Origin of the sequence: Micromonospora sp. NPDC047465 (assembly GCF_040643125.1) — a bacterium.
Taxonomy (GTDB): Bacteria; Actinomycetota; Actinomycetes; order Mycobacteriales; family Micromonosporaceae; genus Micromonospora.
On record NZ_JBEYTP010000007.1, the window covers coordinates 135,593 to 148,443 of the forward strand.

General features: G+C 73.3%; 10 protein-coding genes. 8 read left to right on the top strand and 2 right to left on the bottom strand.

Going from position 1 to position 12,851, the window contains the following annotated elements; all coding sequences use genetic code 11:
* Positions 1-215: 215 nt before the first annotated feature.
* The 7 genes from ABZ793_RS09765 to ABZ793_RS09795 are packed head-to-tail and all read left to right on the top strand — an operon-like array spanning position 216 to position 7,997.
* On the top strand, positions 216-1,397 hold the full coding sequence (locus ABZ793_RS09765) for a condensation domain-containing protein (protein ID WP_357454581.1): 1,182 nt from the start codon (positions 216-218) through the stop codon (positions 1,395-1,397).
* Positions 1,394-2,725, top strand: coding sequence for an MFS transporter (locus ABZ793_RS09770; RefSeq protein WP_357454584.1), 1,332 nt, complete (start codon positions 1,394-1,396; stop codon positions 2,723-2,725). Before ABZ793_RS09765 ends, ABZ793_RS09770 begins: the two co-directional genes overlap by 4 nt.
* Positions 2,718-3,809: a hypothetical protein gene (locus ABZ793_RS09775; RefSeq protein WP_357454587.1), complete on the top strand. Its 1,092-nt coding sequence runs from the start codon at positions 2,718-2,720 to the stop codon at positions 3,807-3,809. Before ABZ793_RS09770 ends, ABZ793_RS09775 begins: the two co-directional genes overlap by 8 nt.
* Positions 3,781-4,017 (top strand): phosphopantetheine-binding protein, encoded by a 237-nt coding sequence (locus ABZ793_RS09780; RefSeq protein ID WP_350708107.1) that lies wholly within the window; start codon positions 3,781-3,783, stop codon positions 4,015-4,017. The genes ABZ793_RS09775 and ABZ793_RS09780 overlap by 29 nt, the downstream gene beginning before the upstream one ends.
* Positions 4,014-5,222, top strand: coding sequence for a cytochrome P450 (locus ABZ793_RS09785; RefSeq protein WP_357454590.1), 1,209 nt, complete (start codon positions 4,014-4,016; stop codon positions 5,220-5,222). Before ABZ793_RS09780 ends, ABZ793_RS09785 begins: the two co-directional genes overlap by 4 nt.
* Positions 5,219-6,520 carry an amino acid adenylation domain-containing protein gene (locus ABZ793_RS09790; RefSeq protein ID WP_357454593.1) on the top strand — a complete coding sequence of 434 codons (1,302 nt, stop codon included), beginning with the start codon at positions 5,219-5,221 and terminating at the stop codon, positions 6,518-6,520. Before ABZ793_RS09785 ends, ABZ793_RS09790 begins: the two co-directional genes overlap by 4 nt.
* Positions 6,513-7,997, top strand: a complete 1,485-nt coding sequence (locus tag ABZ793_RS09795; protein WP_357454596.1) for an aminotransferase class V-fold PLP-dependent enzyme — start codon at positions 6,513-6,515, stop codon at positions 7,995-7,997. Before ABZ793_RS09790 ends, ABZ793_RS09795 begins: the two co-directional genes overlap by 8 nt.
* A gap of 109 nt (positions 7,998-8,106) precedes the next feature.
* Here the strand turns inward: ABZ793_RS09795 and ABZ793_RS09800 are convergent, their stop codons facing one another.
* Entirely contained in the window at positions 8,107-10,728 is a 2,622-nt protein-coding gene (locus ABZ793_RS09800) for a tetratricopeptide repeat protein (protein ID WP_357454598.1), read from the bottom strand.
* Positions 10,729-11,111: 383 nt separating this feature from the next.
* A complete protein-coding gene (locus ABZ793_RS09805; RefSeq protein ID WP_357454601.1) occupies positions 11,112-11,534 on the bottom strand; it encodes an amidohydrolase family protein in 423 nt (140 codons plus the stop codon).
* 291 nt (positions 11,535-11,825) lie between these two features.
* Between ABZ793_RS09805 and ABZ793_RS09810 the strand changes: the two genes are divergently transcribed.
* Complete coding sequence (locus ABZ793_RS09810; RefSeq protein WP_357454604.1) at positions 11,826-12,719, top strand: hypothetical protein; 894 nt, start codon at positions 11,826-11,828, stop codon at positions 12,717-12,719.
* Positions 12,720-12,851: the final 132 nt, after the last annotated feature.

Here is a 12,851-nt window from a genome sequence, read left to right on the forward strand (position 1 = left end):
GCAAGCGTGGCGTCAGCTGGACCTGACCCTGACCCTGACGCTCCATCACGTCGGCGACGCGCCTCCGGCTCCGACCTCACCGCCGGAGGAAGCCGACCGCTCTCACGAGAGGAGGTGCGGGCGATGCGGAAGGACGACTGCACTGCCTGAGATCCGTGAACCACGGTGGGTGGTCACCGCGGGTGACCACCCACCCCCTCGACGCTGGAGGAGTCATGCGCGGTCAGGGTGGCCACCCGCTCACCATGGGTCAGCTCTCCATGTGGCGAGCCCTCTCGGTGCGCCCTCCGGAGCAACTCTGGGAGTCCAACCAGGACGTGGTCTGGCCGGTTCCGGCCGGAACCACCGAGGAGCAGGTACGCCAGGCGCTCACCGCGCTGGCGGTGCGGCACGAGTCGCTGCGCACCGTCTACCGGCCGGCGGACGAGCCCGACGCCGTGCGGCAGGTGGTCCTGCGCGACCCGCTCGTGCGCTTCGCCGAGGCGTCCGTACGGGAGCCGTTCGACCTGGCCGCCCAGCCGGCCTGGCGGGCCTGGGTGCGTAGTTCCGACGACGGTGGACCGCCGCGGGTCCATCTGGTGATCCACCACCTCGCGGCCGACGGCGCCGCCGTGCGGATCATGGAGTCCGACCTGCACGCCCTGCTGCGCGGTGACCGCCTCGCCGACGCCCCCGCGCCCCGCGAGGTGGCCGAACTCCAGCGCGCCGACGACTTCCGGGCCAGGCTGACCGCGGCCGGCGAGTACCGTCGGCGGATCGTCGCCGCCGCACCGCGGGTTCCGGTGTCCCGGGGTTCCCTGGTGCGGGCTCGCGCGCACACCGGCATCCCGTACGGCGCGGTTCGCCACGCGGCGCGGCGCCTGCAGGTCACCGTGCCCACCCTGCTGCTCACCGTCTACGCGCAGGCGCTGGCCGCGACCACGGGCCGGACGGACCAACTGCTGTGGCAGTTGGCCGCGAACCGGATGGATCGCACGGTGCGGCACCTGGTGTCGTCGATGACCCAGTGGGTGCCCATGCTCGCCGCCTGCGACCCCGACGGGCCGCTGCGCCCGATGGCCCGCGAGGTCAACGTCGCGGCGGTGCGCGCCATGCAGCACGGCGTGTACGACCCGTTCGCCGTCGCGCCCATGGACTTCGACCACGGCAGCTTCTTCACCTTCATCCCGGCCCCCGCCGACGCCGACGCCGCGCCGTCCGAGGTGACGCCCCGGCGTGTCGAGTTCCTTCCGCCCCGCGCCTACAGCGGGGCCAGCTTCTACCTGATCGCCTGGGTGCACCCCTGCGTGCAGCTCACCATGCGGGTGATGCGCAGCGGGTACGGGCGCGCCGAGGTGGAACGCTTCCTGACCACCATGACCGACCTCCTGCTGCGCGCGGTCGAGGAGCCGGCATGAGCGACAGTCTGTGGCGGCACCGTGACTTCATGGTGTTGTGGTCGGGCCGGACCCTCAGCGAGGTGGGCGACGCCGTCTCGATGCTGGCCATTCCGCTGCTGGCCGTCACCGTGCTGGACGCCTCCGCCGTCGAGGTCGGCGTCCTCGGCGCCACCCGGATGATCGCCTACCTGTTCCTCTCGCTGCCCGCCGGGGTGTGGGTGGACCGGATGCGCAAACGCCGGGTCATGGTGGTCTGCCACCTCGTGCGGGCCGGGCTGGTGGCCACCGTCGCCATCGGCGCGTGGGCCGGCTGGGTCACGATGGCGCAGCTGTGGATCGTGGCGCTGCTGTCCAGCGTCTGCACCGTGCTGTACGAGACCGCGCACCAGAGCTTCCTGCCGTCGGTCGTCGCCGGCAACCAGCTACTCGACGCCAACGGCAAGCTGACGACCACGTACTCGGTGTCGCGGATCGCCGGATACGGCGTGGGCAGCGCACTCGTCTCGGCGCTGGGCGTGGCGCGTACCGCGGGCATCGACGCGCTCGCCTACGTGGTCAACGCCGTGTCCCTCCTGCTGCTCCGCCGTCCAGAGCAACCGCCGGCCGTGGCGCGGCGTCGGGACTTCCGCCGGGAGCTGGGCGCCGGGCTCTCCTTCGTGTTCCGCCACCCGATCATGCCCAGACTGGTGGCGGCCTCGGCGTCGCTGAACCTCTTCAGCCAGATGATCTTCGCGCTGGCGGTCCTGTACCTCGTGCGTGACCTCCACCTGAGCGAGCACATGGTCGGTGTGGTGCTGGCGCTCACCACGCTGGGCGGGATCGGCGGCGGCCTGGTCTCCGCGCGGCTGGCGCGCCTGGTGGGCACGGCCCGGATCATCTGGATCGCCCCACTGGGGCTCGGCTGGACGGTGCTGCTCGTACCGCTCGCCCAGCCCGGTTGGGGTGCGATCGCCTACACGGCCGGCATGGCGGGGCTGGGCGCGGTGTTCGCCATCTACAACGCGGCGGCGGTCAGCTACCGGCAGCGGGTCTGCCCGCCGGACCTGCTGGGCAGGATGACCGCGTCGGTCCGGTGGGTGATCTTCGGGGTGATGCCGGTCGGCGCCCTGACGGGCGGACTGCTGGGCAGTTGGCTGGGGGTGCGCCCGACGCTGTGGATCGCCGCCGCCGGAGTGTGGGCGTCCGGTCTGCTGCTCTACCTCTCGCCGCTGCGGCGGTGGCGCGACCTGCCGGACGAGGCCGGCACGCCGGACGGCGGGCAGCCGCCGCCGAGACTCCCGGCGCCGCACGGGCGGTCGCCGGTCGACCCGGCCGGAAAGGCCATGGGAGGTGTACGAGGTGGATGACCAGCCGTACGCGCAGCACATTCTGTCCTGGGCGGGCGGGCCGGCGGACACCGACCGGTTCGTCGCGCTGGGCGGGGCACGGCTGCCCGCCGAGCCCGACCCGGCAGCCCTGCGCCGAGCCCTGGACGCGCTCCTGGCCCGGCATCCCGTACTCGGCACGGGGCCGGTGCCGCTGCGAACGGTCGACGACGTGTGGGCGGCGGCCGCCGCCGGCCGGTACCCGCCCGACGCGCGGTGCCTGCTCCGGGCGTACCTGGCCGGCCGCGAGTTGCTTCTCGTGGCGCACCACACCGTGTCCGACCCGTGGTCCATGCGGCTGCTGCTCCGCGAGGTGATGAAACCAGGGACCGGCCCGGCCCCCGCCTACCACGCCAGCGCGTCCACGCCCGCGCCCAGGCGGGTGAACCGGTCCCTGCCGTTCTGGCGCCGGATGCTGGCCGACGTGCCGACCCTGGTCCCGGACCCCGCCGGCGACACCGGCACGGCCGAGATCAGGACGCCGAGCGGCATCACCCAGCAGCAGGCGGCAGCGGTCGCCCGGACCGTGCGCAGCACCCCGTTCGTCGTCCTGCTCACCGCGTTCGCGCGGGCCCTCGGCCCGCTGTGCCCGGGCGAGGCGGTCGTCCCGGTGTTGACCCACGGCCGGCAGCGGTCCGACTGGGACACCGTGGGGCTGTACATGAACGTGCTGCCGGTGCGGCTCGGCACGCCGACGGTGGGCGCGGTGCACCGCGCGTTCGCCGAGGCGTACGCCCACGAGATTCCGTTTCCGGTGCTGCTGGACGCGGTGCCGCAGGCCGACGCGCTGTTCGCCGAAGGCGGACCTGCTCTGGCCCAGTTCGAGGTCATCCAGGTGCCCGACGGCGCCGGGATCGAGCCGCTGACGATCCCGGCCGGGCTCGGGCTGGGCGGGCCGGTGCTGCCCGTCAACGGGCTGGCGTTCTGGCTCGAGCCGGGTGCGGGCGGCGCCTACACCGCCTGCCTGCGGTACCGCCGCTCCTACCGGGAGGCCGAGATGCAGGCCCTGACCCGGCGATTCATCGACAGTTGGGAGGATGTCCGTGCCGACGCGGAGCGAGCTTGAGTCGATGCTGACCCGGCTCTGGAGCGAGAAGCTGAACGTCACGCCGGTGGGTGTCGAGGACGACTTCTTCGCCCTCGGCGGCGACTCGCTGCTCGCCGCCGACCTGCTGATGGACCTCTACGAGCAGCTCGGCGTCGAGGTCGACGCCGCGGTGCTGTTCCTCAAGCCGACCATCGCCGAACTGGTCGACGAGGTGCTGGCCGCATGAGGACCCCGCCCTGCCTCCAGACCCGGCCACCGGGCCGGATCGACCTCGCCGACCCCGCCCTGCACGGCGCCGGCGACCCGCACGCCGCCTGGCGGACGCTGCGCCGGTGGGATCCCGTCGGCTGGCAGCCGGTCGAGGGCAGGTCGGGCTTCTGGGCGGTCACCCGCTACGCCGACGCCAGGACCGTCCTGGCCGACCACGCCAGGTTCACCTCCACCGGTGGGGTGATGCTCACCATGCTCGGCCGGGCGGAGCCGGCGCAGAACCAGCAGTTCGCGGCGACCGACCCGCCGCGGCACGGCCTCATCCGGGGGCCGCTGCAACGGCAGATGACCGCGCGTGCGGTGGCACGGCACGAGCCGGCCATCCGGTCCTTCGTCCGGCAGATGCTCCGCCCCGCCGCCGGGGTCCTTGACTTCGCCGAGCTCACCTCCGCCCTGCCGCTGGCCTTCCTGGGGCCGCTGATGGGCATCCCGGCCGCGGACTGGCCCGCCCTGGCCCGGTGGGTGTCCATGTCGGTGGCCGAGCACGACCCGGATGTCGCGCTGCCCGACGGCCCGTCGGCGACCCTCGACCGCGGGCACCGGGAACTTTTCGCCTACCTGCTCCACCTGGTGCTCGAACACCGTCGGCGCCCACGCGGAGACCTGGTGGACCTGCTGGGGGCCATGCCGCTGCGCCCCGGAGCGATCGTCGCCAACTGCTACAGCCTGCTCCTCGGCGGCAGCGCCGCCATCCCGCACGTGCCCCGCGCGGCCCTGGCCGAGCTGATCCGCACCGACCGCTACGAGCAGTGGGCCCGGCGGCCCGAGCGGGTCGGCCGCGCGGTGGAGGAGGCGCTTCGGTTCACCTCTCCCGCCGGGCACTTCATGCGGCTGGCGACACGGGACACCACCGTCGGCGGCGTACGCGTCGGGGCGGGCGACGCCGTCGTGGTGTGGCTCGGGTCGGCGAACCGCGACGAGACCGTCTTCCCCGACCCCGACACGCTGGACCTGGACCGCCACCCGAACCGGCATCTGGCCTTCGGGGACGGGCGGCACTACTGCCTGGGAGCGGCCGTCGCCAGACTGACGTTGCGCGTCTTCTTCGAGGAACTCTTCGCCACCTTCGCGTCCTTCGAGCCGGCCGGCGAGGTCGAGCGCGTACGGTCGACCTGGCTGGGCGGGATCAAGCGGATGCCGGTCGTGGCCGGGCGACGATGATCACCGAGGCGCTGGCCGCTCAGCTGCGCTCCCGCCGGGAGACGCCGGCCGTGACGGATCCCGAGCAGGCCCTGACGTACGCGGACCTGGACGGCCTGTCCGGCGCGGTCGCCCTCCATCTCCGGCAGCGGGGCGTGGCCGTCGGGGAGCCGGTGGTCGTGCACACCCGGCTGTCGTGCTGGGCCGTCGTGGCCATGCTCGGCGTACTGCGGGCGGGAGCACGTTACGTCCCCGTCGACGCGGCCTTCCCGGCGGCGCGCCGCGAGCTGATGGTCGCGGGCAGCGGCGCCCGGGTGACACTCACCGAGAGCCTGCTGACGTCGCTGCGCCCGGCCCGCTCCGGCTGGCGGGACGGGCCCGACGCGTACACGCTGTTCACCAGCGGTTCGACCGGCGTGCCGAAGGCGGTCACGGTGTCGCGGGCGGCGCTGAGCTACTCGACCGGCGCCCGGCTGGAGTACTACGGTCGTGCGCCGCAGCGGTTCCTGCTGTGCTCGTCCATCTCGTTCGACAGCTCCGTGGCGGGCATCTACTGGACGCTGTGCACCGGGGGCACACTGGTCATCCCGAGCGACCGGCCGTTCGACGTGCGGGCGCTGGTCCGGGCCGGCACCCTGCACCGGCCCACCCACACCCTGATGGTGCCGTCCCTGTACCGGCTGATGCTGCGCTCGCCGGTGCCCAGCCTGACCACCGTGATCGTGGCGGGGGAGAGCTGCCCGCCCGGCCTGGTCGACCTGCACCACGAGCGGATGCCCCACGCGACGCTCTACAACGAGTACGGTCCCACCGAGTGCACCGTCTGGAGCACCGTGCACAGGTGCGCGCCGGGCGAGGACCCGGTCCCCATCGGCCGGCCGATTCCCGGCACCACGATCTCCATCGACGACGGCGAGCTGTGCATCTCCTCGCCCGGGGTGGTGTCGGGGGGACCGGTCTACCGCACCGGCGACCGGGTCAGCCTGGGCGCCGACGGCCTGCTCCGCTACCACGGACGCGTCGACGAGCAGCTCAAGGTCGGCGGGATGCGCATCGAACCGGCCGAGATCGAGCACGCCCTGATGTCCCACCCGGCGGTGCTCCTCGCCGGCGTCGCCGTCCCCTACCAGGGCGTCGCGTACGTGGTCTGCGCCGAACCGGTGCCTCGGCGGACCCTGCGCGCGCACCTGCTCGACCGGCTGCCCGCCGTGGCCGTACCCACCGCCTTCGAGCGGCTGGATCGGCTGCCCACCCTGCCCAACGGCAAACTCGACAGGCGCGCTCTGGGCCGGTCCGACCACACTCCACCTCATGGCTGAGGGGCACGCCTCCCCGGCGCCGGCCGGCGTGCGCATCGCCGTGGCCGCCGCGTACGCGAGCACCGCCCGGATCGACGAGCTACGTGCCGCCGAGTATCGGCACCTCGACCGCGACGGGTGCGTCTACCTCGACTACGCGGGGGCCGGGGTGGCCGCACGGGCACAGGTCGCCGCCCACCACGACCGGTTGCTCGCCGGCCCGTACGGCAATCCGCACTCGGAGAACCCCACCTCCGAGGCGACCGGCGTACTGCTCGCCTCGGCGCGACGCGCGGTGCTCGACTTCTTCCGCGCCGACCCCGGCGAGTACGTCGTCGTCTTCACCCCGAACGCCAGTGGCGCCTGCCGCCTGGTGGGCGAGGCGTACGTCTTCGGCCGCGGCCGCCCGCTCGTGCTGACCTGGGACAACCACAACTCCGTCAACGGCATCCGGGAGTACGCCCGCGCGGCCCGCGCGCCGGTCCGCTACGTGCCGCTGGCCGGGCCCGACCTGCGGGTGGCCGAGTCCGACGTGATCGCCGCGCTGGCCGCCGGCCGAGGCGGGCCGGGCGGTCGTAGCCGGCGGGGCAGGTCCGGCCCCACCGGGCTGTTCGCCTACCCGGCACAGAGCAACTTCACCGGCGTGCAACATCCGCTCGGGTGGGTGGAGCTGGCCCGGCAGCGCGGCTACGACGTGCTGCTCGACGCCGCCGCCTTCGCCCCGACGAACCGGCTGGACCTGAGCGTCGTGCAGCCGGAATTCGTCTGCCTGAGCTGGTACAAGCTCTTCGGCTACCCCACCGGGGTGGGGGCGCTGCTGGCCCGGCGCGAGGCGCTGGCCCGGCTGCGCCGACCCTGGTTCGCCGGTGGCACCGTCCGGGCGGTCAGCGTCCAGGGCGACTGGCACCAGCCGATGGGGGACGAGTCGGGGTTCGAGGACGGCACGCTGAACTTCCTCAGCCTCCCCGACGTGGAGTTCGGGCTGCGCTGGCTCGACTCGATCGGCGTCGACCTCGTCCACACCCGGGTCGGCCTGCTCACCGGGTGGCTGCTGGAGCGGCTGACCGCCTTGCGACACCGCAACGGCCGGCCGCTCGTCCACGTCTACGGACCGTCGACGGGCGACGCCCGGGGCGGCACCGTGGCGTTCAACTTCCGCTACCCGGACGGCTCGCTGGTCGACGAGCGGCTCGTCGCGCTCGAATCGTCGGCGGCCGGCTTCGCCCTGCGTACGGGCTGCTTCTGCAACCCGGGCGCGGCCGAGGCCGCCTTCGGGATCAGCCGCCGCTCGCTGCGCCGTACGAACCTCGCCCACGCCGGGACGATCGACCAGCATCTCGCGGCGCTGCGGCTGCCGACCGGCGGAGCGGTACGCGTCTCCTTCGGTCTGGCCTCGACCGCGGCCGACGCGGAGCGCTTCCTGGCCTTCGCCGAGTCGACCTACCTGGACCGCGCCGGCCCCGCCGACGTCCGGCTGGCACCACGCATACGCTGCTGAGCCCGGCGAGCGCCCGCCCGGCAGCCGCCAGACGCGCGTCGTGAGGCCGTGGGCGGGAGCGGCCCGGGGTGGCGTCGACACCCGGAACTGCGCTGCCCGCCAGCGGCGGTCAGGCAGTCGTGTCCGCCGCCAGGGCGGCGCGGAGGCGGGTGCACGCCTGCGGGTCCAGCCCGTCGAGCCGGCCCAATGCCTCCCGCCAGTGCCGGCGCGCCACGGCGCGGTGTCCGAGGCCCGCGTGGGCGTCGCCGAGCACCTGTAGCGCCAAGCCGATGCCCCGCCGGTGCTCGTAGCGTCGGCAGATCTCCAGCGACTCGGTCGCGCGAGCGATCGCCTCCCGGTGGTCACCGCCGGCGTGCAGCGTCTCGGCGAAGTTGACCAGCGCCTGGGCCTCGCGCAACGGATCGGTGCCGCCGTCGGCGACGGCGCGTCCCGCCTCGTGGCAGGCGACGGCCCGGGCGTGGTCGCCGAGGCGCTGGTATACCAGGGCCAGGTTGTCGAGCACCAGCCCCTCCTTGTGCCGGTGGCCGAGTTGCCGCCGGATGACCAGGGCGGCCCGCAGGTGGTTCAGGGCGCCGGTCAGGTCGCCGCCGTCGCGCAGGGCGTTGCCGAGGTTGTTCAGGATGGCGGCCTCCCGGCTCCGGTCGCCGAGTTCGCGCTGGACGGCCAGGCACCGCTCGAGGATGGGGATCGCCTCGTCGAGCCGGCTCTGGCGCAGCAGCGCGACGGCGACGATGTTGAGCCCGGCGGCCTCGCCCGAGCGGTCCCCACACCGGCTCGCCGCCGAGGCGGCGAGGTGGCCGAACTGTTGCTGCTCGGCGATGTGCCCGGCGTAGTCGAGGAACTTGGCCGCCACGAGGGCCAGGTCGCGGACCTCGGTGAGGGCCCGTCCCGCCGTCGCCTGCTGGCCGGCCACCAGCAACAGGTTGGTGTGCTCCCGCTCGAACCAGGTCCACGCGTCGGCCGCGTCGGCGAGGGGCGGGCCGGGGCGAGTCGGGCCGGCCGGCTCGTCGATGCCGAACCGGTCGTCGGGGTAGAGCAGCCGCGCCGCGCGGGTGGTGGCCGCGAGCAGCCACGTGGTGAGGTTGCCGAGGGCCGCCTCCCGGTGGTGTGGGTCGTCCACCGCCTGCGCCCGCTCCCGGGCGTAGAGCCGGACGATGTCGTGGAACCGGTATCCGCCGCCACCGGCCGACTCGATCAGGTGCGCGTCGGCCAACGCGTCCAGGGCCTGCTCGGCGACGGTCACCGGCAGGTCGGCCAGTGCCGCGCAGCCGTACGGCGTGAGGTGCGTCCAGTCGGGCAGCGCGGCGAGCCGGAAGAGCCGGGCCGCCTGCCGACGTCCGCCCTGCCGCGCGTCCCCGAACACCTGGTAGCCCAGGTGCAGGCTGGCCCGTACGGACAGGTCACCGACCTCCAGGACGTCCAACCGCATGCCCTCGTCGTCCATCCGCTCGGCGAGGCCGGTCAGCGAGGCGTCTGGCCGGGCCGCGGCGCGGGCGCCGACGATTCGCAACGCCAGCGGCAACCCGCCGCACCGGCGGACCACCGTCGCGGCCGCGGTGGGCTCCGCCTGCACGCGGTGGGCGCCGGTGAGCCCGCTGAGCAGGGCGAGTGCCGCGTCGTCGGGTAACGGGCCGAGGCGGATCCGCGCCGTCGTGTCGAGGTCGGGGAGCATCCACCGGCTCGTGACGATCGTGGTGCATCCGGGCCCGCTGGTCAGGAGTGGTCGGACCTGCGCCGCCGATGCGGCGTTGTCCAGCACCACCAGCACGCCCCGTCCGGCGGTCCACGTGCGCAGCAACGCCGAGGCCTCGTCGAGCGAGGAGGGGACGGTGGGCAGGCCCAGTGCCCGCAGGAACCGGCCCAACACGTCCGCGGGCTCGGCCGCCGCGACGCCGTCGGTGGCCCCGCGCAGGTCCGCGTAGAGGCAACCGCCGTCGTAGCGTCCCACGATCCGGTGCGCGACGTGCAGGGCGAGCGCGGACTTGCCGACCCCGCCGGCACCTTCGACGAGACACACCGCGGCGTCGGTCTCCGTGGCCGCGAGCAGTTGGCCGACCTCCGCCGAGCGGCCCGTCATCAACGGGGGCGCAGGTGGCAGTTGATAGGGGACCGGTGTCCCCGAACCGCCCTCCACCGGCGGCGGCTCGTTTGCCGCCGGCCACGACAGCCCCCGTAACACGGCCCGGTCCCGGCCGCCGCCGGACGTGGCGACCCGCCCCCGTTCCGGGCCGGCCGACCCGGTCCCGCCGCCTGCGGGGATCAGGCGTAGGGCGGCGGAACGCTGCGGGTGGGATGTCGGCCCGACACCCGTGGTGTCCGGCCCGCCGACCGGGCCGCTCGGACCGGTGACGCGCGCGGCCGGACCGATCGGGGAGTGACCAACCCGGCCCGAGGAACGCGCCCGCGTGGCCGCCGGAGGCGTCGCCGCCGTACGGGCGGCGGCCAGCCTGCCCCACACGGCCAGCCACGCTGTCGCGCGGTCGTCCGGCACGTCGCAGGCCCGCAGCAGCGCCGACACCAGATCACGGCGGGGCAGCGTCGACCGGCCCAGCATCGTCGCCAGGGTGCTCGCCGGCAGCACGTCCCCGTTGCGCTGCGCGCGGCGGGCGATCTCACGATAGGCGAGGCCGGACTGGTCGCGGACGCGACGCAGCAGCCTGACGTACTGTTCCGGACCGGTCGCGGTGGTCGGGTCGACGTCGAAGTCGGCGGCCGTCATGCGCGCCCTCACGTCAGATGTCCTGTGCCCGGGCCGAGGGCGCCGGGCGGTTCTGCCAGAGTGCGTCACACGGTACAGGGCCCGGGCCAGGCACCGTCGCCCCGATACTTCAAAATGGACGCGCCGAAACGCACAGCCCGTGTTGGGTATCGGTTTGTGTCGATCAAGCGACGCGAACCGACATGCCTACGGCAGCCCTGTCGCGACGGGTGGCCGCTCCGCCGTGTGGACAGCCCCTGTGCGGCGATCTCGGGGCGGTGGGGCAGCCCCCACGGCGGCGCGACCTGGTACGCCGCATCCGACGTCGACCACGTCGTGCCCGCTGGCCGAGGCTTGGCGCTCCGGTGCCAGCTCGTGGACGGCCGGCCGCCGCCAGCCAATCGTGCACGAGGTCGTCAGACCAGCAGCTCGCCGTCCCGGACCACCAGCCGCCCGCCGGCGATCACGGCCTGGCGGCGGGGAGCCCTCATCAGAGCGTCCGGCACGTTCTCGGCGTCGAGCAGGACGATGTCCGCACGCGCGCCGGGGACCAGATCGTGCCCGGTGCGGTGCACGAACCGGGCGCCGTCGGTCGTGGCAAGCTTGACCGCGTCGGCGAGGTCATCATCGGTGCGAAGGCCGTGCAGCCGGGCGAAGCCCAGGGCGATGCGGAGCATGTCGCCGTCGCCGTACGGTGACCACAGGTCGCGGATGCCGTCGGTGCCCAGCCCGATCGGGATGCCACCACGTAGGAAACACTGCGGGCACCTGCACCGGAAGCCGCTCGGGCCGGCGCAGGGACTGGGTGCACAAGGTCGCCAACGTCCTCGCCGCACCACCGAAGTCCGCCCACCCCGGCGCGAAGAACGTCCTGGCCGAGATCTACAACGCCGAGCTGTCAGGCCGGAGTGGCTCATAGTGCCACTGCATCCACAACTCTTGACAATTGTTCGATCCTGCGCCGGTGCGCATCCGGGTGCCCGGTGGTCGTGCCGCTGAGAGGGCCCCGCTCGGCGATCGAATTCCAACGAAGTTGGGCTGGCACGTCGGTCACGAGTCCCGCCTTCGGTCGGCTACCGTCCTGCGCCATGACGCAATTTCGGGTGCGATCCCGGTACCGGGATGGGCTTGTGCTGGCCTACGAGATTCCTGTCGGCTCAGCGCCGGTGTCGGACGTGGTGCCCGCAGCGACCTTTCCCGTTGGGGCGCACATGGAGTTGGACGACCATGCCGTAGCACCCGACCTGAGCCGCGCTGTGTACGCGATGCCCGACCACGTGACGTGTATCGACCGTACCGGACGGCGGCTGTGGCAGCTTGACTTCATCCCCGCCGCGGCACCGTGGCCCATCGTCCATAGCTGCTGCGTCTACTCCTTGGACGGAATGATCGTGTGGGTGTTCCGACCTGACGTGATGGCGCGCGGTACCGGCGCCGATCAGTGGTTGGCCGTCGACGCGGGTACCGGTCGGGTGATGGCGCAGGTGGACTTGTGTTCGGCCGGTCACGGGGGCAGGCACTTCGCCCATCCAGACGGCAGGCACATGCTGCTGAATGTGGGGGAGGGGCAGGATGGCTCGCTGATCTACCGGGGTCGCTTCGAGAACGGTCGGATCGAGCTGACCGAGTATCCGTGGCCGGATCGGGTCCTTGTCGACGTAGCGCCGGGCGGCCGCCATTTCATGACCGTGGACCACGATCAGCATGACGCCGCTTTCCATGCGTATCCCGACGGCGCAGTCGTCGCGCGAGTAACGGCGGAGTCGCTCGGCCATGATCCCGACGGCGTGGTCGTCGAGTGGGTTGGCGGCTACCTCGGCGACGACACCGCCGTTGTGACCGTCATCGGCGAGGCCGACGATGAGGAGGAGTGGTTCGAGCGGTACATCGTCGATCCGCGAACCGGCGAGGTCCGAGGGCAGCTGGCCCCGTTCTCTGCTGAACAGTACGACTTCGAACCGCTCGGCGACGGCTCTTGGCTCACCGCCGCCGACGACCATCGGCTTCGGCGCCAAACCCGTTGACGGAGCGAGCCGGTCGGTAGGGCTTCGTAGTTCGCGGGCCACCCGAGCGTGAAGGGCTCGCAGCCCATCGGTGATCATCTGAGTGTCCAAGAGGTCGCGCAGACAGGCGCGGGGGCTGGTGTTGGTCATGCA